General features: G+C 71.2%; 23 protein-coding genes and 2 pseudogenes. 14 read left to right on the top strand and 11 right to left on the bottom strand.

Annotation, left to right across the window (positions count from 1 at the left end):
- The first annotated feature begins 482 nt into the window (after nt 1–482).
- From AOK16_RS29215 to AOK16_RS07820, 8 genes and pseudogenes are all read left to right on the top strand, one after another.
- Entirely contained in the window at nt 483–767 is a 285-nt protein-coding gene (locus AOK16_RS29215; RefSeq protein ID WP_055471505.1) for an ATP-binding protein, read from the top strand.
- A pseudogene (locus tag AOK16_RS26390) lies at nt 764–928 on the top strand (response regulator); the annotation flags it as partial. The gene AOK16_RS29215 and the pseudogene AOK16_RS26390, both read left to right, overlap by 4 nt.
- Nucleotides 929–1,075: 147 nt before the next feature.
- On the top strand, nt 1,076–1,705 hold the full coding sequence (locus tag AOK16_RS07845) for a response regulator (RefSeq protein ID WP_055471511.1): 630 nt from the start codon (nt 1,076–1,078) through the stop codon (nt 1,703–1,705).
- 197 nt (nt 1,706–1,902) lie between these two features.
- Nucleotides 1,903–3,276, top strand: a complete 1,374-nt coding sequence (locus tag AOK16_RS07840) for an extracellular solute-binding protein (protein WP_055471504.1) — start codon at nt 1,903–1,905, stop codon at nt 3,274–3,276.
- Between the two features lie 4 nt (nt 3,277–3,280).
- A complete protein-coding gene (locus AOK16_RS07835) occupies nt 3,281–4,204 on the top strand; it encodes a carbohydrate ABC transporter permease (protein WP_079101161.1) in 924 nt (307 codons plus the stop codon).
- 116 nt (nt 4,205–4,320) lie between these two features.
- A complete protein-coding gene (locus AOK16_RS07830) occupies nt 4,321–4,773 on the top strand; it encodes a lamin tail domain-containing protein (RefSeq protein ID WP_055471503.1) in 453 nt (150 codons plus the stop codon).
- Nucleotides 4,774–4,862: 89 nt separating this feature from the next.
- Nucleotides 4,863–5,516: a TMEM175 family protein gene (locus AOK16_RS07825; RefSeq protein WP_240483438.1), complete on the top strand. Its 654-nt coding sequence runs from the start codon at nt 4,863–4,865 to the stop codon at nt 5,514–5,516.
- A gap of 62 nt (nt 5,517–5,578) precedes the next feature.
- Nucleotides 5,579–6,274, top strand: a pseudogene (locus tag AOK16_RS07820) (MFS transporter); the annotation flags it as partial.
- Here the strand turns inward: AOK16_RS07820 and AOK16_RS07815 are convergent.
- The 3 genes from AOK16_RS07815 to AOK16_RS07805 all read right to left on the bottom strand — a co-directional run bounded on the left by AOK16_RS07815 (nt 6,271) and on the right by AOK16_RS07805 (nt 8,005).
- The gene (locus tag AOK16_RS07815) at nt 6,271–7,131 is read right to left on the bottom strand and encodes an ArsR/SmtB family transcription factor (RefSeq protein ID WP_055471501.1); all 861 of its coding nucleotides are present in this window, start codon (nt 7,129–7,131) and stop codon (nt 6,271–6,273) included. The pseudogene AOK16_RS07820 and the gene AOK16_RS07815 overlap by 4 nt on opposite strands.
- A 167-nt stretch (nt 7,132–7,298) precedes the next feature.
- Entirely contained in the window at nt 7,299–7,817 is a 519-nt protein-coding gene (locus tag AOK16_RS07810; RefSeq protein WP_055471509.1) for a hypothetical protein, read from the bottom strand.
- A gap of 5 nt (nt 7,818–7,822) precedes the next feature.
- Nucleotides 7,823–8,005 carry a hypothetical protein gene (locus tag AOK16_RS07805; RefSeq protein WP_157859141.1) on the bottom strand — a complete coding sequence of 61 codons (183 nt, stop codon included), beginning with the start codon at nt 8,003–8,005 and terminating at the stop codon, nt 7,823–7,825.
- 109 nt (nt 8,006–8,114) lie between these two features.
- On the opposite strand from AOK16_RS07805, the gene AOK16_RS07800 reads away from it, so the two are divergent.
- Nucleotides 8,115–8,777: a TetR/AcrR family transcriptional regulator gene (locus tag AOK16_RS07800; protein ID WP_055471508.1), complete on the top strand. Its 663-nt coding sequence runs from the start codon at nt 8,115–8,117 to the stop codon at nt 8,775–8,777.
- A 249-nt stretch (nt 8,778–9,026) separates the two neighbouring features.
- Here AOK16_RS07800 and AOK16_RS07795 read toward each other — a convergent pair whose 3' ends face one another.
- Both AOK16_RS07795 and AOK16_RS07790 read right to left on the bottom strand, forming a co-directional pair.
- Nucleotides 9,027–9,947 carry a hypothetical protein gene (locus tag AOK16_RS07795; RefSeq protein WP_055471499.1) on the bottom strand — a complete coding sequence of 307 codons (921 nt, stop codon included), beginning with the start codon at nt 9,945–9,947 and terminating at the stop codon, nt 9,027–9,029.
- Between the two features lie 100 nt (nt 9,948–10,047).
- Nucleotides 10,048–10,509, bottom strand: a complete 462-nt coding sequence (locus AOK16_RS07790) for a hypothetical protein (protein WP_240483436.1) — start codon at nt 10,507–10,509, stop codon at nt 10,048–10,050.
- A 277-nt stretch (nt 10,510–10,786) separates the two neighbouring features.
- Here AOK16_RS07790 and AOK16_RS07785 point away from each other — a divergent pair, with 277 nt between their 5' ends.
- Nucleotides 10,787–11,716 (top strand): carbohydrate ABC transporter permease, encoded by a 930-nt coding sequence (locus AOK16_RS07785; protein WP_079101158.1) that lies wholly within the window; start codon nt 10,787–10,789, stop codon nt 11,714–11,716.
- A gap of 49 nt (nt 11,717–11,765) precedes the next feature.
- Here the strand turns inward: AOK16_RS07785 and AOK16_RS07780 are convergent, their stop codons facing one another.
- The 3 genes from AOK16_RS07780 to AOK16_RS27410 are packed head-to-tail and all read right to left on the bottom strand — an operon-like array spanning nt 11,766 to nt 13,050.
- Entirely contained in the window at nt 11,766–12,236 is a 471-nt protein-coding gene (locus AOK16_RS07780; RefSeq protein ID WP_055471497.1) for a PRC-barrel domain-containing protein, read from the bottom strand.
- Nucleotides 12,236–12,910 carry a PRC-barrel domain-containing protein gene (locus AOK16_RS07775; protein ID WP_240483434.1) on the bottom strand — a complete coding sequence of 225 codons (675 nt, stop codon included), beginning with the start codon at nt 12,908–12,910 and terminating at the stop codon, nt 12,236–12,238. Before AOK16_RS07775 ends, AOK16_RS07780 begins: the two co-directional genes overlap by 1 nt.
- Nucleotides 12,907–13,050, bottom strand: a complete 144-nt coding sequence (locus AOK16_RS27410) for a hypothetical protein (RefSeq protein WP_169790872.1) — start codon at nt 13,048–13,050, stop codon at nt 12,907–12,909. Before AOK16_RS27410 ends, AOK16_RS07775 begins: the two co-directional genes overlap by 4 nt.
- Before the next feature lie 219 nt (nt 13,051–13,269).
- Here AOK16_RS27410 and AOK16_RS07770 point away from each other — a divergent pair, with 219 nt between their 5' ends.
- Nucleotides 13,270–14,025: a hypothetical protein gene (locus AOK16_RS07770; protein WP_055471496.1), complete on the top strand. Its 756-nt coding sequence runs from the start codon at nt 13,270–13,272 to the stop codon at nt 14,023–14,025.
- 234 nt (nt 14,026–14,259) lie between these two features.
- On the opposite strand, the gene AOK16_RS07765 is transcribed toward AOK16_RS07770, so the two are convergent.
- The gene (locus AOK16_RS07765; RefSeq protein ID WP_055471495.1) at nt 14,260–15,285 is read right to left on the bottom strand and encodes an ATP-dependent 6-phosphofructokinase; all 1,026 of its coding nucleotides are present in this window, start codon (nt 15,283–15,285) and stop codon (nt 14,260–14,262) included.
- 216 nt (nt 15,286–15,501) lie between these two features.
- Between AOK16_RS07765 and pta the strand changes: the two genes are divergently transcribed.
- The 3 genes from pta to pyk all read left to right on the top strand — a co-directional run bounded on the left by pta (nt 15,502) and on the right by pyk (nt 20,277).
- Nucleotides 15,502–17,604 (top strand): phosphate acetyltransferase, encoded by a 2,103-nt coding sequence (gene pta, locus AOK16_RS07760; RefSeq protein ID WP_055471494.1) that lies wholly within the window; start codon nt 15,502–15,504, stop codon nt 17,602–17,604.
- A complete protein-coding gene (locus AOK16_RS07755) occupies nt 17,601–18,755 on the top strand; it encodes an acetate kinase (protein WP_055471493.1) in 1,155 nt (384 codons plus the stop codon). The genes pta and AOK16_RS07755 overlap by 4 nt, the downstream gene beginning before the upstream one ends.
- A 97-nt stretch (nt 18,756–18,852) precedes the next feature.
- Nucleotides 18,853–20,277 (top strand): pyruvate kinase, encoded by a 1,425-nt coding sequence (gene pyk, locus AOK16_RS07750; protein ID WP_055471492.1) that lies wholly within the window; start codon nt 18,853–18,855, stop codon nt 20,275–20,277.
- A 66-nt stretch (nt 20,278–20,343) separates the two neighbouring features.
- On the opposite strand, the gene AOK16_RS07745 is transcribed toward pyk, so the two are convergent.
- Both AOK16_RS07745 and AOK16_RS07740 read right to left on the bottom strand, forming a co-directional pair.
- Nucleotides 20,344–21,588, bottom strand: coding sequence for a hypothetical protein (locus AOK16_RS07745; RefSeq protein ID WP_055471491.1), 1,245 nt, complete (start codon nt 21,586–21,588; stop codon nt 20,344–20,346).
- Entirely contained in the window at nt 21,578–22,123 is a 546-nt protein-coding gene (locus tag AOK16_RS07740; RefSeq protein ID WP_055471490.1) for a DUF6114 domain-containing protein, read from the bottom strand. Before AOK16_RS07740 ends, AOK16_RS07745 begins: the two co-directional genes overlap by 11 nt.
- Nucleotides 22,124–22,175: the final 52 nt, after the last annotated feature.

Genomic DNA, 22,175 nt, shown 5'->3' with positions numbered 1-22,175 from the left:
TCCCGGCCGATGTCCCGGCCTCAGTCGGTGCCGACCTCACGGCCGGTGCCAGAACGACCCGTGCCCGCCTCACGGCCGAGGCCGGGACCACCTGTGCCGACCCCGCGGATAAAGACCGAGACGCCTGCCGGGGGCATGACCACGCGGACGGGCGTGCCCGCGCTCGGACCCGCGGGCACGCGCGCGTGACGGTGACCGCGCGGGCCGACCAGGGCGAGTTGCTGCTGCGCGTCGCGGACACCGGCCCCGGGGTCGACGCCGAAGCGATGGAGGCGGTGTTCCGGCGGGGGTGGAGCACGAAGACGGCACGGGCGCCGGAAGCAGCGGTTCCTGGGCAAGGGCGGGAGCCGGGCTCAGCTGCCGGTTGCGGTCCGAGCCCCGCCAAAGACGGGCCGAGGCGTGGAACGGACGCCGCCGGGCCGGGGTTGGAGCGCGGAGCGGCCGCTGCCAGGCAAGGGCTGGAACAGGGTCCGACTGCTGCCGTGCCTGGGCAGGGGCGTCAGCCTGTCACCGCCGGCTCCGGGCTGCCGCGCGGGCTCGGGCTGGCGCTCGTGCGGCAGGCCGTGCGGCGCAACGGCGGGACCATCGCGATCGGTCAATCGGCTGACGGCGGCGCGGAGTTCACCGTACGGCTGCCGATCCGGGAGCGCGGCACGGCACTGCCGACTCCTGAGCGCGGCGGTGCGCTGTCGACCCCTGAGCGCGGCACGGCGCTGCCGTCCCAGCTGCCGTCCCAAGGGCGCGGCGCGGCGGAGGTGGGCGCGTGACCGCCCCGCACGGCTCGCAGCAGCCGGCCATCCGCGTACTCGTCGTCGAGGACGACCCGGTCGCGGCGGACGCGCACGCGCTGTACGTCGGCCGGATGCCCGGCTTCGAACTCGCCGGAATCGCCCACTCCGGCGAGGAGGCCCGCCGCCACCTGGAGCGCGCGGGGGCGAGGCGAGGGCCGGGCGCCGACCACGGGACGGCGGACAACCAAGGCCCAGGGGCCGGGGAACACGCGGTCGACGGCCGAGGCGCGGTCCTCGACCGCAGTGCGTCGGGCGCCGACCTGGGCGAGGGGACGCCCCGGAGAATCGCCACCGGCCCGCGCGCCGCAGGCGACAACGGTGCAGGAGGCGCCCAGGGCGCGGGCGCGAATGATCGGCGGGCGACCGCCACCGAACACGCCCCCGTGGACCTGCTCCTTCTCGATCTCTACCTTCCCGACGGGCACGGCCTCCGGCTCGTACGATCGCTGCGGGCCGCGGGCCACGCCGCGGATGTGATCGCGGTGACGTCCGCGCGCGATCTGGCCGTCGTACGGGAGGGCGTCTCGCTCGGGGTCGTGCAGTACGTGCTGAAGCCGTTCAGCTTCGCGACCCTGCGCGACCGGCTCGTCCGGTACGCCGAGTTCCGGGCGGCGGCGGGCGAGGCGAGCGGGCAGGACGAGGTGGACCGCGCTCTGGCCTCGCTCCGCGCGCCCCAACCGGCCTCGCTGCCCAAGGGGTTGAGCGGCCCGACGCTGGAGGCGGTCACGCGCGTGCTGCGCGGGTCGGGCCCGCGGGGCGTCACCGCGAGCGCGGCGGGCGAGGCGGTGGGGATCTCGCGGATCACGGCGCGGCGCTATCTGGAGCACCTGGTCACGGCGGGGCGGGCCGAACGCACCCCGCAGTACGGGCAGATCGGCCGCCCGGAGCTGTGCTACCGGTGGGTGCGGGGCTGACCCGCCACGTGACACGGCCCGGGCGGGCGGCCGTTCGAAGCCGCCTGCCCGCCCTGCCGCAGGTCCGCCATAACAACGTTGTCACGGACACGACTTGCAGTTATCCACAGGCATTGACCCCCTGTTCACGAGCCACGTACGGTCACCGAGCAGTCACCGATGCGGCTCCTCGGGAGGAGCCCTGAGGAGGTCGAGCCGTGCGCCCCACCGCCCCGCTGATTCTCACTGCCGCTGCCGCCCTGGCCGCCGCCGCGCTCACCGCGTGCGGCGGCGGGTCCGGGGGCGACCCGGACACCGTGAGGGTCGCGTACAACCGCAGTACGGACAACAAGGTCCGGTTCAAGGACAACCAACTGGCCCGGGTGAAGAAGCAGTTCGAGAAGGAGAACCCGGGCAAGAAGGTCGAGCTGATACCGATCCAGGCCCCGGACAACGACTACGCGACCAAGGTGCAGCAGATGATGCGCACCCCCAAGACCGCGCCCGACCTCGTGTACGAGGACACCTTCCATATCAACTCGGACATCAAGGCCGGCTATCTCGCGCCTCTCGACGGCTACTTGAAGAAGTGGAAGGCCTGGGGCCAGTTCATCGACACGGCCAAGACGGCGGCCACGGCGGAGGACGGCAAGACGTACGGAGTGCCGGACGGGACCGACACCCGCGGCCTGTGGTTCAACAAGGAGATCTTCGCCAAGGCGGGGCTGCCCGCGGACTGGCAGCCGAAGAACTGGGACGAGATCCTGGACGCGGCCCGGACGATCAAGAAGAAGGTCCCCGGTGTCATCCCGCTGAACGTCTACACCGGCAAGGCGCCCGGCGAAGTCGCCGCCATGCAGGGCTTCGAGATGCTGCTGTACGGCACGCCGGACGCGGGTGAGGAGCCGCTCTACGACCCCGGGGCGAAGAAGTGGGTGGCAGGGGGCCAGGGGTTCGAGGACTCCCTCGACTTCATCAAGACGGTGTACGGCGAGAAGCTCGCGCCCGACCCCTCGGACGCCCTCGACCCCAACATCAGCACGCACGTGGCCACTCGGCTGCTGCCCGAGGGCAAGCTGGCGATCAACCTCGACGGCTCCTGGATGGGCCAGCAGTGGCTGAAGACCGGCGGCAAGCCGTGGCCCGAGTGGTCGAAGGTGCTCGGCCAGGCCGCCATGCCGACGCAGCGCGGACAGGCTCCCGGCAGGGTGAGCATGTCCGGCGGCTGGTCCTGGGCGATACCGGCCAAGGCCCAGAACCCCGACCTGGCCTGGAAGTTCATCGAGACGCTCCAGACCGAGGAGAACGCGGTGTCCTGGGACATCGACAACGCGCAGATCGCGGTGCGCAAGGACGTGGCGGCGGACCCGGAGTACCGGAAGTCCATGCCGGGGATCGACTTCTTCACCCAACTCGTGGACCACACCCACTACCGCCCGGCCCTGCCGGTCTACCCCCAGGTGTCCTCGGCGATAGGCGAGGCCATGGAGTCGGTGACCACGGGTGAGGCCTCACCGGCCGCGGCGGCCAAGGCGTACGACGAGCATCTGAGGACAGTCGCGGGCGACGCGGTCAGAAACGCGAACGGCTGATCCGGTGACCACCGCTACCGCCAAGGTGGCGGCCCGCCCTCCGCGGGCCGCCGCCGCTCAGCCCGGCGGGCGCCGCCACGGCCCGCTGCGCTGGCTGCCGCTCGCCCCCGCCACGGTCCTGCTGCTGCTCTTCCTCGGCGGCCCGATCGCGTACTGCGTCTACATCGCCTTCACCAACATGCAGTTGACCGGGTCGTCGTCCACCGACTTCGTCGGGCTGGCCAACTTCCGCCGGGCGTTCGCCGACCCCGGTTTCCGCAACGCGGTCGTCCTGACCCTGGTCTTCACCGTGATCTCGTCCCTCCTGGGCCAGAACACGCTGGGGCTCGCGCTGGCGGGCCTGATGCAGCGCGCCTCGCAGCCGGTGCGCACGCTCACCGGCTCGGTGGTGATCGCCGCGTGGGTGCTGCCGGAGATCGTCGCGGGCTTCCTGCTGTACGCGTTCTTCCGCCGCGAGGGAACGCTGAACGCCATCTTGGACCTGCTCCATCTGCCCAGCCAGAACTGGCTGTTCACGCTGCCGATCCTGGCCGTGTCCTTCGCGAACGTCTGGCGCGGCACGGCGTTCTCGATGCTGGTGTACTCGGCGGCGCTGTCCGAGATACCGAAGGAGATCACGGAGGCGGCCGAGGTGGACGGGGCGCGCGGGCGCCAGCGGCTGTGGCACATCACGCTGCCGATGATCCGCCGCTCCATCGGCACCAACCTCATGCTCAACACCCTCCAGACGCTGTCCGTCTTCGGGCTGATCTGGGCGATGACGCGCGGTGGCCCGGGCAACCGCAGCCAGACCCTGCCCGTCTTCATGTACGACCAGGCGTTCCTGAAGAGCCTGATCGGCTACGGGACGGCGGTGGCGCTGCTGTTGCTGCTGGTGGGCGCGTTGTTCTCGGCGGTCTATCTCCGCCTGATGAAAGCGGAGGTGTAACCTTCTCGACCACAACACCCCATTTTCACAACGCGCACACATCATCGGCACGAAACTCCATACTCTGACCACCCAAGCCACACACGACCGTGTGGCCATCAGAGATGGAGCCCCACTTGAACAGAACCCGCACGTGTGCGGCTGCCGCGATAGCGGCCGGCTGCGCTGCCGTACTGCTGCTGCCGGTTCAGGCGCAGGCCGCCGGATCCGTCTACCTGTCCAAGGTCTACTACGACAGCCCGGGCAGCGACACCGGCGGCAACGCCTCACTGAACGGCGAGTACGTCCAGATCAAGAACAGCACCAGCCGGGGTGTGAACCTGAAGGGCTGGACGCTGACGGACGCCCAGAAGCACAAGTACACGTTCGGCACGTACACGTTGGGTGCGGGCAAGACGGTCACCGTGAAGACCGGCAAGGGCACGAACACCTCGTCCACGCGCTACCAGGGACGCACCTGGTACGTGTGGAACAACACCAGCGACAAGGCGACGCTGCGGAAGCCGGCCGGCACGACGGTCGACACCTGCTCGTACAACTCGAGCCGTTACGACTACAAGACATGCTGATGGGCCACTGACGGCACGTCACCGATGAGCGGGCGGCCCCCGGCGCGGATAACGCCGGGGCCGCTCCCCCTCCCCTACCGTTGCCGTTTGTGGATCGTGGACCAACCGCCGCCCCCAGGGCGGATGAAGGTGCGGGTGAAGGCATCGAGCGGCTGTCGGCCCTGTCGGACGGGGTCTTCGCCATCGCGATGACGCTGCTGGTGCTCGATGTCTCGATCTCCCCGAACCTGGACGCCGCGGCCTTCGAGCGCGCGCTGGAGGACCTGCTGCCCAACCTCGCGGCGTACGCGCTGAGCTTCGTGGTCATCGCGCAGTTCTGGACGGACCACCGCCGCATCCTGGGCGCGGCCCCGAAGGCGGACGGCCCGATCGTGGCCCTGACACTGCTGGGCCTGGGCCTGATCGCCCTGCTCCCCTTTCCCACCTCGCTCCTGGCCGAGTACGGCGGCGAGTCGCTGGCCGTGGCGATCTACTCGGGCGTCGTGGGCGCGACGAACGCCGCCCACCTGGCCCTGACCCTGGCCGTCAACCGCCGCCTCCGACCGACCGCGGACACCCTGGCCCGCAGGGCCCAGCGCCTGGACGCCGCGGACCTGGCGGCCACCGTCCTCGTCTTCGCCCTCGCCATCCCCCTGGCCTTCGTCTCCCCCGACGGCGCCAAGTGGTTCTGGCTGACCCTGCTCCCGATCAAGGTCGCCCTCGGCCGCCGACAACACGCCGCCCAAGAGCACCTCCGCGCCTGACGGGCCCCGGCCCCAGACGCCGACCCGACTGTCAGAGGCGTCGGGCAGAATGCGCGAGCTGCGGACGGGAACCGCGGCCCCTGCGAACCGGCACAGCACGGCCCAACTCCCGCGACCTGCTCGAAGGGTGGCGGCACATCCTCAACAGCCCGGCGCTGCGCCCCCTGTTCCTCAACACGGTCCTCGTCAACGGCCTGATCATGGCGACCTCGCCGCTGCTCGCCGTCCTCATGCTCGGCCCCCTGGGCTTCACACCCTGGCAGTACGGCCTCGCGTTCGCCGCTCCCTGCGTCGGCGGTCTCGTCGGCTCCCGGCTGTCCCGCCGGCTCGTAGCGCGCTTCGGGCAGCACAAGGTCATGCTCACCACCGGGACCCTGCGGGCCTGCTGGCTGCTCGGGTTGGCCTTCGTCCGCCCCGGGACCGCGGGGCTGGCGCTCGTCATCGCCGTCGAACTCGGGCTGATCACTTGCGCGGGTGCGTTCAACCCGGTGTTCGCCACCTACCGGCTCGACCGGACGCCGACGGACCGCCTCGCCCGCACCCTCTCCGCGTGGTCGGTCACCGGCAAGGCCACCATCGCGGGTATGACCGCCCTGCGGGGCCTGTTGGCCGGGCTCACCGGCCCCCGCCAGGCGATCGCGATCGCCGGTGTCCTGAGCCTGGCGACACCGCTCCTGCTCCCCCGGCACGGCAACTCGCCCCGCCACGAGCGGAAGCCTGACCCGAGCCAGGCCGATGCCCCGACCAACGCGCCCTAGCGCTCCGCGCCTTCAGGCTTCGGGAGGGTCTCGCCGGTCTCCAGCAGGGTCTTGAGGTCGGAGAGCAGGTGGGGCCAGCCGGTGCTGACCATCTCCCGCAGCGTGCTGCCCGGCTCGAAGCCGTCGTGGACGACCGTCAACTTGACGACGTCGCCCATCGGTTCGAGGTCGAAGGTGACCTTCGAGCGGGGCTCCTTCGAGATCTCGGCCAGGACGTCCGCGCTCACCCCGACCCTGTCGGCCCACTCCGGCGTGAAGTGGTGCCAGGTGTAGGACAGGCGTCGGTACGGGTCGGCCTCGAGGACCACCTGGGCCGGGTCGACGGTCGCGTTCCCGCCCTCGTTCCAGGTCATCGTCGAGCCCGGCTTCCAGTCCGTCTCGAAGGTCACTCCCCAGTAGCGGCTGGTGAAGGCCGGTTCCGTCAGGGCCTGCCAGAGGCGCTCCGGGGTGGTCCTGATGTAGGTCGTGTAGACGAATTCGGTGGTGTTCGCGCCACCCGTGTTCGCGTCGCTCGTGTTCGCGTCACTCATGGGGGTCTCCTCCGTCTCCTCCGCCGCCTCCAGCGCGGTCTTCAGGTCGGCCAGCGCGCGCACGCGCCGCCGGTCGTACTGGTCGATCCAGCGTTCGGCGATGGCGTTGATCGGCTCGGCGTTGAGGTAGTGCAGCTTCTCCCGGCCGCGCCACAGCGTGGTGACGAGGTTCGCCGCCTCCAGCACCGCCAGGTGCTTGCTCACGGACTGCCGGGCCATGTCGAGCCCAGCACACAGCTCGCGCAGGCTCTGCCCGTTGCGGGCGTTCAGACTGTCGAGCAGCCGCCGCCGACTGGGATCGGCCAGCGCCCTGAACACCTCGTCCATCTCGCGCCGCCCACCGCCTTCCGTGCATGACATGCAGCCATCCAGCTGCACAACCGACGATAGGCAGCCGCACGGCTGCATGTCAATCGCCTCGCGGACACCACGCAACGGAGAGGGGGGCTCAGTGCGCGCCCGTCCGGCACGCCGTCGTCCACGCCTACGACTGATCAGGCAGCGGCCGCCCGCGCACCCGCCCGGGCGCGCTGCCCGCGGCGGGTCAACCCCTGCGGCTTGTACACCGACAGCCCGGTCGCCACCAGCAGCGCCAGCACCGCCGCGCCGGACTGAATCACCAGCTGCACCCTCAGCCCGTGAAGCTCTCCGCCTGACCATGCCGCTCCCGCTGCCACGTCGGCGATGTGGTCCACCGGCTGCATGTGCACCAGCAGGGCGAGGGTGGCCAAAACGGTGATCGCCAGCTTCACGACCACCCAGTAGTAGCGCACCAGCCCCCAGGTGGTCCCCAGAGAGGAGACCACCCCGGTCACCAAGGAAGCGGCGCACAGCGGAACGATGACGTACCAGCCGATCAGCTCCATCGCGACATAACCCGCCCGGACCGTCTGGGCATCTTCGCCGGCCAGACCGGCCACAGCCAGGGCCAGGAAGGCAGCGACCGCGCCGAGCCAGCCCACCGAGGCCGCCACGTGCACGGTCAGGGCCACTTTGCGCCAGCGGGGTGTCATCGCCCTCACCCATGACTCCGCATACCGCCGCCGGCCAGGTGCAGGGTGACGAACGCCACCACCAGCGCGATGCCTATCGCCGCGAACACGTTCACCCACTGGGGCCTGGCCGCCGGCGCCGCTTCGCGGCGGGGCAGTTTGGCATCAGAGCCTTCAGCGGAGCCGAGGGAAGGGGGCAGGTCCGTCATGTCGATGTCCTCCACAGTCCTGGTCGCCGACGTCCGACGAGATTTTACGAGACAGTATGTCTTCACCGCCGCATAGTGTCACATGTTCGGCAGTGCGTACACTAAGCAGATGCCGAAGCTGTGGAACGAGACGATCGATGCGCACCGCCGCGCGGTACGCGACGCGGCCCTGGACGCCACCGCGGCCCTGGTGGCCGAGCACGGGATGCTGTCGGTGACGATGTCGCGCATCGCCGAGGCGACCGGCATCGGGCGGGCGACGCTGTACAAGTACTTCCCGGACGTCGAGGCCATCCTGGCCGCCTGGCACGAGCGGCAGGTCACCGAGCACCTCGAACGCCTCAGCACGGCCAGGGAACGGGCCGACCATCCCGCCGGACGACTTCACGCCGTGCTGGAGGCATACGCGCTCATCTCCCACCAGCGACACGGACACCACGGAACCGAGCCGGCGGCACTGCTGCACCAGGGCCGGCACATCTCCCAGGCGCACCAGCAACTGCACGACCTAGTCCGGGATTTGATCGCCGAGAGCGTGCGCCACGGCAGCGTCCGGGACGACGTCGCGGCCGGCGAACTCGCCGACTACTGCCTCCACGCCCTGAGCGCAGCCGGCGCCCTGGCCTCCGAAGCCGCCGTGCGGCGGCTCGTCGCCGTCACCCTCGCCGGGCTGCGCCCGCCGGCAGAAGCCGACACCGTCCCCGCCGCGGCCGATGAAGAAGCGGCCGCGGCGGAGCAGCACGCGCACCGCCACCGGCGGCACGCCCACTGACCACCAGCGCAGGCGAGCTGCAGCCGTCCGGTCAGTGGGTACGACGCAGGACGGCCCGGCTTCCCCATCCCGCGGCGCGAACCTGGTGCTCCTGTGTCTGACCGCAGGGCGCAACATGTCCGTTTTCGCCACTCCGGGAAGCCTGCCGAGAGGAGCACGGCCTGATGCCGCCGACACCTCACACCTGGGCGGCGCCACGTGGCGGGCGAGCACGGAGCGCCGCCGGGTGGACGGCGCCCTGCAGTGGCCTCAGCCGACGTTCAACGTGAGCGCGGCGGTGTGGAGCTTGCCGCCGGTCTGGAACTGCAGGAACAGCCGCCAGTTCCCGGACGTGGGCAATTCGGCGTGGAAGGCCAGGTTGGGGCCGCCGTGGTCTCCGTCGACCTTCGTCGTGGGGTGCAGATGGGCGAACGCGGTGTCGCCTTCGTGAAAGGCGGTGAGGTGGGCATAGGTGTCCAGGTAGGGCTGGAGGTCGGTGACGGGCTTGCCGTCCTTGGTGACGGTGACGGTCAGCGGTTGTGCCATACCGGCCATCGGCTCGCCCTTGACGGTGACCGCGTACCCGTCGACGTCGGCGGAGGAGGCTGCTGCCGGCAGCGGGGTCTTCGTCGCCGTGCCGGGGACCGTGACGATACGGCTGAGGACGAAGTCGTCGCCCTTGCCGGCCCCGCTGTCGGGAGTGAAGGAGGCGAACATGCGCCACGAGCCGGGAGCGAGGGCGGCCAGGTCGGCGGTCCAGGTTCCGTCAGCGGCCATGGCCGGGTGGATGTGCTGGAAGCCGGTCAGATCCGAGCGGATGGCGTAGAAGTGCATCCGCTTGGTCTGGTCGACCGCGAAGTCGGTGACAGGCTTGCCGTCCGGTCCGGTCACCGCGAACCGGTAGGCGGCCTGCTTACTCGCGGGGAGGGTGGCGTCCTGGCTGGTGAGGCGATAGCCGTCCTTGGTATCGGACAGGCCGTTGCCGTCGGCCATGTGATCCATGCCAGGCATGTCGCCCGTCGACGGCGAAGCGCTCGCCGAGGCGGACGAGGACGACTTGGCGCCGTGGTCCATGCCCGGCATCGAGGAGTCGTCCGAGGAACCGCAGGCGGCCAGAGTCAGCGCGAGCGCGGCCGCGGTGCCGGCCGCCGCGAGGGCACGACGGCGGACGGCGGGGCGAGAATTGAACATGAAAATGGTCTTTCCGGGTGGGCGCACCACTCCCGTGGCGCGCGGGAACGAGCAGGACGACGTCGCCAGGCCCGGTGGTCCGGGTCCGGCACGGTCCCTGTCACGTCCGCGCGATACACACCTGCAGCAGCAGAATCCGCCCGCCCGGTGGCGGCGGCCCGCGCCGCCCCGTCCGGCCCAGCGCCACATGTCGGCCCGCGAGAAAACTGCCCGCCGGCACCGCAACCACGGCCATCAGACCGCCCAACGGCAGCGGCACGCGGTGCCGCGCGGGGGTCGAGACGCACGTCGTCCCGTCCATGGCCGACGTGCCAGACATGTGCTCCGCGCCAGGATGGCCAGCCACCGCTGAAGTCGCAGACATCACCACTTCAGGGAGCGTGGAGATCATTGCAGCGGAGTCATGGCCTTCGGGCATTGGAGCGGCGGTGGACATCGCACCATGGCAACCTTCTGCGGCGGCGGCCGGCGCGCCGTGCATAAGGAACAGACCAAGCAGGACCGCGCAGAGCGCCAGCAGTCGCGCGACGCCCCGCCTGCGCGCCTGCCCAATGCCTGCCACCACTGGTTCCCTTCCATGTCATCGGGGGCGCGCCTGCCTGACGCAGCCGCCCCAACGATACCCCCGGCCCGTATCCGGTGCCGGGATGGCAAGCTCCCGCGGCCCGTCCGCATTCCCGGGATGAACATCACCGACCAGTGACGACGAGAATGCCCTCGCCATCCGAGCTGATTGCCGACGTCTACAAGCACGCCCCCACCGACGCCTTCCCTCACCCCACCCGCGGGCGGTTACATGTACCGCACCCAGCAACCGCCGCACCGCGTACGGAGGTTCGATGCGCCTCGTCGGCACAGGCCCAGGCCCAGAAACAGGACCAGAAACAGGCCAGGCCACCGCCACCAGCACCGCCCGCCGTCCCATCCCGCTCCCCCTCACCCGTCTCACTCGCCCCACGCGCCGCAGACTCGCCGCCGACGCGGCGCTGCTCGCCGTGGCCGCGGCGTTCGCCGTCCCCCTGCTCTGGCTGGTGCTGGCCTCGGTCGACGGCGAGGCGACCCTGCGCGTACAGCCTCCGGCGTCGGCGACGCTGGAGAACTTCTCGGCGGTCATGACGGACGACATCACGTTCACGCCGATGCTCAACAGCCTCCTGCTGTGCGGCAGCGCGACCGCGCTCACCGTCGGCTGCGCGGCGCTGGCCGCCTACCCGCTGTCCCGGTTCACGTCGCGCTTCACCCGCCCGTACATGCTGACCGTGCTGTTCACGACCTGTCTGCCGATCACCGCGATCATGGTCCCGGTCTACGGCCTCTTCGTCCAGGTCGACCTGATCGACACCGTGCAGGGCACCGCGCTCTTCCTGGCCACGTCCCAACTTCCCTTCGCTGTCTGGCTGATGAAGAACTTCATGGACGGCGTCCCCACCGTCCTGGAGGAGGCCGCCTGGACGGACGGGGCCTCGGCGCTCCAGACCCTCACCCGCGTCGTCCTCCCCCTGATGGGTCCGGGCCTGACCGTGGTGACGATCTACAGCTTCATCATGATGTGGGGCAACTTCTTCGTGCCCTTCATGCTGCTGCTGACGCCCGATCAACTGCCCGCGTCCGTCTCGATCTTCACCTTCTTCGGGAACTACGGGTCCATCGCGTACGGGCAGCTGGCCGCGTTCTCGATCCTCTACTCGACGCCGGTGATCCTGCTGTACGTGCTGATCTCGCGCCGGCTCGGCGGGGGCTTCACGCTGGGCGGGGCCGTCAAGGGGTGACCGGCAAGAGTGATCGGCGAGTGCGGCAGGCGTGACGGCAAGGGGTGAGTCAGGGGGTGACCGGGTGCGACTCGGACCCGGCCCGCACCACCACCGCGTACGTGCCGAGGCCGATCATCGCCCGGCCGGGGATCTCGCCCTCGGTGGTGACCAGGGCGTGGAGCGCGCCCGTCTCCGGGTCGAAGTGCGCGTCGTCCACCGTGCCGGTCTCCTCGCCGCGCTCGGTCAGGACGGGCTTGTCCGGGAGGTCGAGGCCCTTGCCCGCGAGTTCCGCCTGCTCGGCCAGCGCCTCCTCCGCGGTCCGCAGCGACTCGGCGTCCGGGACCATCACCGCGTCCGGGCCGATGGCGCGGATCCGGGACAGGGAGAGCAGGTTCCGCTTCGAGTCGGGGGTCTTCTGGAGGCGCAGGGCCACCACCGTGGCCCGGGCGGGATCCACGACGAAGCCGTCGACGACGCCCGCCCGCTTGGCCTCGGCCACGGTCATCACCGGGCGGCCGGTCAGTTCGCTGAAGAGCATCAGTCCGCCCCCTTGCGCATGCGGTCGCGGAACGCCCGCACCTGGGCCTCGAAGCCGGGGAGGTCGTCCGCCATGAACTCCGTTGCCAGCGCCGGGATCACCAGCGCCTGGCCGGACACCGAGATCGTCTCGGCGCGCGGCAGGAAGGCCGTACGGGGGTGGCGGCCGCGCGCGTCGCCCGGCTCGATCTCGTAGCCGACGACGTCCGCCGTGGTGCCCGCCTGGACGACCACGTCGACGATCTTGCCGACGTCCTTGCCGCCGTCGGTCAGCACCCGGGACTCCAGGACGTCCCCGCCCTTGGCCTCGGTGCGCTCCACGACCTCGCCGGGGTCCTCGAGCGCGTCCTCGTTCTCGATCATCACGGCGTCGTGGCCCAGCGCGTACACGCCCTCCCAGGGCAGGCTGCGCTTCATCGGGCCGGAGAGGCGGCGGCGCCCGCTGAGCGTGAAGCCCACGATGTGGCCGCCGCCGCTGTCGAAGACGATGTCCCTGACCTGCGCAACGGCCTCGCCGCCGAGGGTGACGACCGGGCGCTTGGCGATACCGGTGGCGAGCATCAGCGCACTCGCGCCGGGCGCGCGCCCGGCGGCCCCGGAGCCCTCGCCTCGTCCGCCCGCCTCGGGCCTCTCGCGGCCCGGCTGCCCGGCCGCCCCGGCCCGCTCGCCGCTCATTTCAGCCCCCTGCCCGAGCGCCCGCGCCGCTTCACCGCGATCACGCCGCCGCTGCGGCGCCGCGCCTGGACCGCCAGGGCGGAGGCGGCCAGCACGACCAGCACCGCCACCACGACAACGAGCCAAATCCACCAGTCCATCGCGCCACCTCCCCCTCCAGGATGCGCGCACCCGGTCCCCACCGCACGCGCGCGCCCGCACGCCCGCCGCCACACCCGCCGCACACCTGCCGAAAGCCCGCCGCCCGCAGGGCCCAACTCCTTGAGAACGCAAACATATTCGGTACTTTTCTCCAAGCCCGTGAGCTTGGCGGAACGCACCGTAGTGATGGCGGCGCCCACCGACCTAGCGTTTGGCGCGTGCACGACTTCCAGCCACGAAACGATCACGCCCAGCCCCCGGAATCCGACGGTCCGGAGCACCGGCACCCGCCGTTCGACGCACGCGCCGCCCGCCGGCTGCGCGAGGCGCTGGGCATGACGCACAGCCACGTCGCGTACGGGATCTGGGCCGCGTACGGGGTGCGGCTCGGCCCGGCGACCGTGGCCGCGTGGGAGCTGGGTGAGGAGTCGCCGACGGAGGCGCAGCTCACCGCGCTGGCCGGGGCCCTGTGGTGCGCGCCGGGCGATCTGCTGGGCACCCCGACCACGCTGCGCGAGCACCGCATGTCCGCCGGGTTCGCGGCCACCGACCTGGCGCTGCGCATCGGCATGGAGCCGGCCGTCTACGAGCGGATCGAGCGGACCGGCGAGTGGTACGGGAACGACCGGCAGGCCGGCGCGCTCGCCGAGGCGCTCGCCCTGCCGCTGCCCGCGTTCATCGGCCTGACCGGGCAGGCCGACCGCCTCTCGGAGCTGCTGCGCAGCGCGGTCACCACCCGCTGGCAGGCCTACGTCAAGCCCGTCGCCAAGGTGTTGGGTCTTGCCCGCGGCGAGGTCGAGGACGCCCTCCGGCAGCTGCACTCCGACTACCAGTCGCGCATGGTCGGGACGCTCAACTGGGGCGTGGGGAGGAGCGCCAGCGACTCAGGCGACGCGGGCCAGATCTTCCTCGACGAGGTCCTGGACCTGTTCTGGGACCGGCTGTACCGCTCACGGGACGGCAAAGAGGGGTAGGTCCTCGCCCGGCCCGAGGACCTGGGTGCGGGCCGGCCGGGCTTCCCCGGCTACCGCCGGGAGCCCTTTCCGTCCTGGGCCTCGGGGGTTGCCGCCGTCGCGGCGGTCGGCTCACCCGCCGCGACGCGGGCGGCGCGGCCGGGGACGGAGGTACCTCCCAGCGGCAGCCGGGGAAGCCGAACGGGCCACGGCCCGGCGCATGCCCGCTGGATGCTGCCGGAGGAGGCGAGTCGGTCAGAAGACCGACTCCGCCTCGTCCATCCGGTACTCCGGCACCGTCTTCAGCTCGGTCACCGCCGAGGCCAGCGGCACCATGTGGATGTCCGTGCCGCGCAGCGCCGTCATCATGCCGAACTCGCCGCGGTGCGCGGCCTCGACGGCGTGCCAGCCGAAGCGGGTGGCGAGCACCCGGTCGTACGCGGTGGGCACGCCGCCACGCTGCACGTGGCCGAGGATGACCGGGCGGGCCTCCTTGCCGAGGCGGCGCTCCAGCTCGGCGGCGAGCCGGTTGCCGATGCCGGCGAACCGCTCGTGGCCGTACTGGTCGATCGCGCCCTTCTCGTACGGCATCGAGCCCTCGGCCGGGTGCGCGCCCTCGGCGACGCAGATGACCGCGAACTTCTTGCCGCGCGCGAAGCGCTCCTCGACCATCTTGCAGAGGTCGTCGACCTCGAAGTGGCGCTCCGGCAGGCAGATTCCGTGGGCGCCGCCCGCCATGCCGGACTCCAGGGCGATCCAGCCCGCGTGCCGCCCCATGACCTCGACGACCATGACGCGCTGGTGCGACTCGGCGGTGGTCTTCAGCCGGTCGATCGCCTCGGTCGCGACGCCGACGGCGGTGTCGAAGCCGAAGGTGCGGTCGGTCGAGGAGATGTCGTTGTCGATGGTCTTGGGCACGCCGACGACCGGCATCCCGGCGTCGGAGAGCATCTTGGCCGCGGTGAGCGTGCCCTCGCCGCCGATCGGGATCAGCGCGTCCAAGCCGAGCTCGCGGCACAGCTCCTCGGCGTTGTCGCAGGCCTCGCTGAGGCGGGCGCGCTCCAGGCGGGCGGAGCCGAGGATGGTGCCGCCGCGGGCGAGGATGCCGCTGACGGCGTCCAGGTCGAGCTTGCGGTAGCGGCGGTCGAGCAGGCCCTTGAAGCCGTCCTCGAAGCCGATGACCTCGTCACCGTGGGCGGCCAGGGCGCGGTGCACGACCGACCGGATCACGGCGTTCAGGCCGGGGCAGTCGCCGCCTGCGGTGAGAACTCCGATGCGCATCGTGCTGTGTCTCCTGCTCGATACTCGGGGGTGGTCCAGGTGGGGGCAGTCTGATTGTTTCACGGCTTTCCGGGGGGCTGCGCCGCGGAAAGGAACCGCCCGCGGAGCGCCTCGTAGCACCGTAAACCCGACCGAGCGCCCTACCGACCCCGCCGGGTATTGTCAAGAGGGTAAGCCCATCGTGTCGGCCGTTTTCGGCCAGATCGGAGTTCACGCGTGACGCGCAGCGTGTACGTGACCGGGATCGATCGGGGCGATGGCCGCCAGGTCATCGAGCTGGGAGTCATGGAGCTCCTGACCCGTCATGTGGACCGGGTGGGAGTGTTCCGGCCGCTGCTGCACGCCGACGGGGGGCCCGACCGCCTCTTCGATCTGCTCCGGGCCCGCTACCGGCTGAGCCAGCCCGCCGAGACCGTCTACGGCATCACGTACACCGAGGCGGCCGCGCTCCAGGCTGAGAAGGGCACCGACGAGCTGGTCTCCCAGCTCGTCGAGCGCTTCCACCGGGTGGCCAGGGAGTACGAGTTCGTGCTCGTGCTCGGCACCGACTTCGCCGGCACCAACCTCCCGGCCGAGATCAACCTCAACGCGCGGCTCGCGAACGAGTTCGGCGCCTCGGTGATCCCGGTGGTCGGCGGCCAGAACCAGGACGCCGACTCCGTACGCGCCGAGGTCCACAACGCGTACGCCGCCTACTACGCGCTCGGCTGCGACATCACCGCCATGGTGGTCAACCGGATCGCGCCCGCGGACCGCGAGGCGGTGGCCGGGCCGCTGTCCGCCAAGCTGCCGGTGCCCTGCTACACGCTGCCCGAGGACGGCTCGCTCTCGGCGCCGACCGTGCAGCAGATCGTGCACACCCTCGGCGCCGAGGTGCTGCTGGGCGACGCGGCCGGACTCGCCCGCGACGCCCGGGACTTCGTCTTCGGCGGCGCGATGCTGCCGACCTTCCTGAACGCCCTGACCGACGGCTGCATGGTGATCACCCCCGGGGACCGGGCGGACCTGATCATCGGCGCGCTGGCCGCGCACAGCGCGAGCGCCCCACCCATCGCGGGCGTGCTGCTGACCCTGGACGAGCGGCCCGGGCCGGACATCATGGCGCTGGCCTCCCGGCTCGCCCCGGGCACCCCGGTCGTCTCGGTGCCGGGCCAGAGCTTCCCGACGGCCGGTGAGCTGTTCCGCCTGGAGGGCAAGCTGAACGCGGCCTCACCGCGCAAGGCGGAGACCGCGCTCGGCCTCTTCGAACGACACGTGGACACCGCCGCGTTGACCCGCAGCATCTCGCTGGCCCGCTCCAGCCGCGTCACGCCGATGATGTTCGAGCACGACCTGATCGAGCGGTCCCGCGCCCAGCGCCGCCGGGTGGTGCTCCCGGAGGGCACCGAGGAGCGGGTGCTGCGCGCGGCCGACGTGCTGCTGCGCCGCGACGTGTGCGACCTGACGCTGCTCGGCGAGGAGGACGTGATCCGCAAGCGCGCCGCCGAGCTGGGGGTGCAGCTGGGCGACGCGCACCTCATCGACCCGCAGACCTCCCCGCTGCGCGAGCGGTTCGCCGAGATCTACGCCCAGGCCCGCGCCCACAAGGGGGTCGGCTACGAGCTGGCGTACGACGTGGTGGCCGACGTCTCGTACTTTGGCACCCTGATGGTCCAGGAGGGCCTGGCCGACGGCATGGTGTCCGGGGCGGTGCACTCCACGGCGGCCACGATCCGGCCCGCCTTCGAGATCATCAAGACCGCGCCGGGCGCCCAGATCGTCTCCTCGGTCTTCTTCATGTGCCTGGCCGACCGCGTGCTGGTCTACGGCGACTGCGCGGTCAACCCCGACCCCGACGCTGAGCAGTTGGCGGACATCGCGATCCAGTCGGCCGCGACCGCCGCCCAGTTCGGGGTCGAGCCGCGGATCGCGATGCTCTCCTACTCCACCGGGACCTCCGGCTCCGGCGCGGATGTCGACAAGGTGCGCAAGGCCACCGAGATCATCCGCGAGCGCCGCCCGGACCTGGCCGTCGAGGGGCCCATCCAGTACGACGCGGCCGTGGACTCCTCCGTGGCCGCGACCAAGCTGCCGGACTCCGAGGTCGCGGGCCAGGCCACCGTGCTGGTCTTCCCGGACCTCAACACCGGCAACAACACGTACAAGGCCGTCCAGCGCTCCGCGGGCGCGGTCGCGGTCGGCCCGGTCCTGCAGGGGCTGCGCAAGCCGGTCAACGACCTCTCGCGCGGCGCGCTCGTGCAGGACATCGTCAACACCGTCTCCATCACCGCCATCCAGGCCCAGACCATCCCGGCCACGAACCAGGAAGCCACAGCGTGAACGGCACTCGCGTCCTCGTCCTCAACTCCGGCTCCTCGTCGGTGAAGTACCAGCTCCTGGACATGGCGGAGGGCGCCGGTGCCCGGCTCGCCTCCGGGGTCGTGGAGCGGATCGGGGAGAGCCCCGAGGTGCCCGACCACGCCGCGGCGCTCAAGCGGGTCGCCGGCGAACTGGCCGCCCAGGACCTCGGCCTGGACTCCCCCGCGCTCGCCGCCGTCGGCCACCGGGTGGTGCACGGCGGCACCCGGTTCACCGAGCCGACGCTGATCACCGACGAGGTGGTCGCGGCGATCGAGGAGCTGGTGCCGCTCGCGCCGCTGCACAACCCGGCGAACATCACGGGCATCAGGGTGGCCCGCGAACTGCGCCCGGACCTGCCGCAGGTGGCGGTCTTCGACACCGCCTTCCACGCCACGATCCCCGAGGCCGCGGCCCGGTACGCGATCGACACCGCCACCGCCGACGCGCACGGCGTGCGCCGCTACGGCTTCCACGGCACCTCGCACGCGTACGTCTCGCGGGCCACCGCCGAACTCCTCGGCAGGGACGTCTGCGAGGTCAACACGATCGTGCTGCACCTGGGCAACGGCGCCAGCGCCTCGGCCGTGCGCGGCGGGGTGTGCGTGGACACCTCGATGGGGCTGACCCCGCTGGAGGGCCTGGTCATGGGAACCCGCTCGGGCGACCTCGACCCGGCGGTCATCTTCCATCTCGCGCGGGTCGGCGGGCTGTCCACGGACGAGATCGACACCCTGCTGAACAAGCGGAGCGGGCTGCTCGGGCTGTGCGGCGACAACGACATGCGGGAGATCACCCGCCGTATCGGTGAGGGCGACGAGCGGGCCCGGCTCGCCTTCGACGTCTACATCCACCGGCTGCGCAAGTATGTCGGCGCGTACACCGCGGTATTGGGCAGGGTGGACGCCGTCGCGTTCACCGCGGGCGTGGGCGAGAACGCCGCGGCCGTGCGCGAGGCGGCCATGGCGGGATTGGAGGGCCTGGGCATCGAGGTGGACGCGGCGCGCAACGCCGTACGAGGATCGTCGGCGCGGATCGTCTCGGCGGACGGCAGCAGGGTGGCCGTCGCCGTGGTGCCCACCGACGAGGAACTGGAGATCGCCACCGAGGCGTACGCCCTGGTCGGCTCCTAGGACGGCCCGCCCCGTCCCGGCACTGGCACACCCGCAGCTCTTGGACGTATCGACAGCTCGAATATTTCGCTTCGAAACAAACCGATAGGATCGCCCTATGCGCCGTTCCAAAATCGTCTGCACCCTGGGTCCCGCCGTCGACTCCTACGACCAGCTGAAGACGCTGATCGAGGCCGGCATGAACGTGGCCCGCTTCAACATGAGCCACGGGTCCCACCCGGAGCACGAGGAGCGCTACCACCGCGTGCGCAAGGCGGCCGAGGAGACGGGCCGCGCGGTCGGCGTCCTGGTCGACCTCCAGGGGCCGAAGATCCGTCTGGAGACCTTCGCCGAGGGCCCTGTCGAGCTGGTGCGCGGTGACGAGTTCACCATCACCACCGAGGACGTGCCGGGCGACAAGAACATCTGCGGCACCACGTACAAGGGCCTGCCCGGGGACGTCTCCAAGGGCGAGACGATCCTCATCAACGACGGCGCGGTCGCGCTCCAGGTGACCGAGGTCGAGGGCCCCCGGGTGCGCACCATCGTCATCGAGGGCGGCGTCGTCTCCGACCACAAGGGCATCAACCTGCCCGGTGTCGCGGTCAACGTGCCCGCGCTGTCCGAGAAGGACATCGAGGACCTGCGCTTCGCGCTGCGCCTGGGCTGCGACATGATCGCGCTGTCCTTCGTACGGGACGCCGGCGACGTGCGCGACGTGCACCGGGTCATGGACGAGGTGGGCCGCAGGGTGCCCGTCATCGCCAAGGTCGAGAAGCCGCAGGCCGTGGCCAACATGGAGCAGGTCGTCCTGGCCTTCGACGGGGTCATGGTGGCGCGCGGCGACCTCGCGGTGGAGTACCCGCTGGAGAAGGTCCCGATGGTGCAGAAGCGGCTCATCGAGATGTGCCGCCGCAACGCCAAGCCGGTGATCGTCGCGACCCAGATGATGGAGTCGATGATCAACTCCTCGCGGCCGACCCGCGCCGAGGCCTCCGACGTGGCCAACGCGATCCTGGACGGCACGGACGCGGTGATGCTGTCCGCCGAGTCCTCGGTCGGCAAGTACCCGATCGAGACGGTCAAGACGATGTCCCGGATCGTGGAGGCGGCCGAGCAGGAGCTGCTCTCCCGCGGCCTCCAGCCGCTCGTACCGGGCAAGAAGCCGCGTACGCAGGGTGGTTCGGTGGCCCGCGCGGCCTGCGAGATCGCGGACTTCCTGGGCGCCAGGTCGCTGGTCGCCTTCACCAAGTCCGGCGACACCGCCCGCCGGCTGTGCCGCTACCGCGCCCAGCAGCCGATCGTCGCCCTCACCACCGACGCCGCGACCCGCAACCAGCTCGCGCTGAGCTGGGGCGTGGAGCCGATCGTGGTGCCGTGGGTGGAGAACACCGACGAGATGGTGGACCTGGTGGACGCGGAGCTGCTGAAGCTCAACCGCTACAGCGCGGGCGACACCATGGTCATCACGGCAGGCTCCCCGCCCGGGGTCCCCGGCACCACCAACATGGTCCGGGTGCACCACCTGGGCGGCGAGAACTAGCCTTCCGATGAACGCGGAAGTGGGGCGGCTCCTCCGGGAGCCGCCCCACTTCCGTTGTCCTACGGGCTACTTGGTGCTGTAGCTCTGCAGGCCCGGCACGGTGAGCGTGCCGCCGAACTGGCCCGCCTGCGTCAGGTGGACGTCCGTGAAGAAGACCTCGGGGATGTTCAGCGGGGGCGGGGAGTCGGGACTGAAGGTGATGGGGATCAGCCCGAACAGGTTCCCCTTCAGCTCTTCGGTGTACATGGTGGCCGTGCCGTCGCGGATGGTCGAGGTGGAGCCCTTTGCCGCCTGCACGTGGGCGGTGGTGCCCTGCGGCCCGACGACCAGCTGGTGCAGGTCCTTGATGTCGGTCCTCTCGGCCGTGAACTTCAGGACCTTCTTGACCTTGCCGCTGTACGTCCTGACCTCGACGATGCCCTTGTAGTCCAGGCCGCCCAAGGTGAGCTTGGTGCTCTCCAGCCGCCACGGGTCGTCCGGCAGCAGCGGAATGCCCTGCTCCAGCTTGGCGTTGGCGAGCGCCGCCGGGTCCCGGACCGGGCAGGGGAACGGCTCCTTGCCACTGGCGCCGTCGACCACCGCGTCCACGTTGCCCTTGAGGGCGTCCGTGGTGTCCTCGGCGTTCTCCCCGATCTCCTCGACCTTGGCACCGGCCTTGTCGGCCGCGTCCTTGATGGCCTGCTTGGCCGAGTCGGTCGCGCCCTTGGCGGTGTCCGTCACGCCCTTGGCCGCGTCGGTCACGCCCTTGACGGTGTCCCCGGCAGTCGAGCCCGTACCGGAGCTCTCCTTCGGCTCCGGCGCGGCGGTGCTCGCCTCGGGCTCCTTCGCGGAGCCGCCGCCCAGCAGGCCGTCGAGGGTGTCGCCGACGCCGCCCAACAGGCCGCCTGACGTGGTGGATTCGGACGGCGAGGGCTCCGCCTCGGTACCGGGCTTGTCCGCTGCGGCGGCGGACTCGGAGGGATCGGGCTCGGCCTTGTCCTGCTCGGCCCGGTCCGCGGCATCCTTGCCGGCCGCGGAGGCGGACTCGCTCGGCTCGGGGGTCGCCGACTCGCTGGGCTTGGCGGACTCCTCGGCCTTGGCCGAGGAGTCCTCGTCCGGCTGGTCGGACTGCGTCACGCACGGCCCGGCCGCGAACGGGTTGCCGGGCTCGTCGGCCTGGGCCAGCTTGGGGGTCAGGCCCATGCCCACGAACACCGCCGTCGGCATCGCGGCCAGGGCTATCGCCTTGCCCGCGGGAATCTGCAACTTGGTCAGGAGCGACTTCCTGGGCGCCGCGTGACGCGGGCCCGTCCGGGCCTCGTCACCCAGCACGGTGCCTCCCGGCGTTCACATCGACGGTGGCGGACGCGAACCAGTCGGGCTCCTTGGAAGCCGGTGACGTACCCGGCGGCGTATGCGCCTCGGGCGCGCCGCCGCGCCCGCCCCGGTGCGGCTCCGCGGGGTCCTCCCCGGGCTCGCCCGGTGCCCACGAGACGGACAGCGCACCGCCGATGAGCGCCAGCAGGAAGCCGACCATGAACCCGCCGAGGTTGGACACCGGGATGGAGACCAGGGCCAGCAGGATGGTCGCGATACCGGCGAACACCCGGACGATGCTGTGGAACCACATCGTGAGTCCGAGGGTGATCAGCAGCACGCCGATGATCAGTGAGCCGGCGCCCGCCGTGGTGGCCATGCGGAGGGTGAGCTGCCCCACCTTGAGGTTGGCGTACGGCAGATACGCGATGGGAATTCCGCCCAGAATCGTCAGCAGGCCCGCCCAGAACGGCCGACTGCCGCGCCAACCGCGGAAGCCCCGCCGCCAGTTTCGAATACGGTCACGCAGCCCTGGTGACTCGGCGCTCATGGAAAACAGCTCCCTGGGACCGGCGTTGATCGATAGATGGGTGGTGCGGGTG

The organism is Streptomyces pathocidini, assembly GCF_001418495.1.
GTDB lineage: Bacteria > Actinomycetota > Actinomycetes > Streptomycetales > Streptomycetaceae > Streptomyces > Streptomyces pathocidini.
This window is presented reverse-complemented; position numbering and strand designations above follow the sequence as displayed.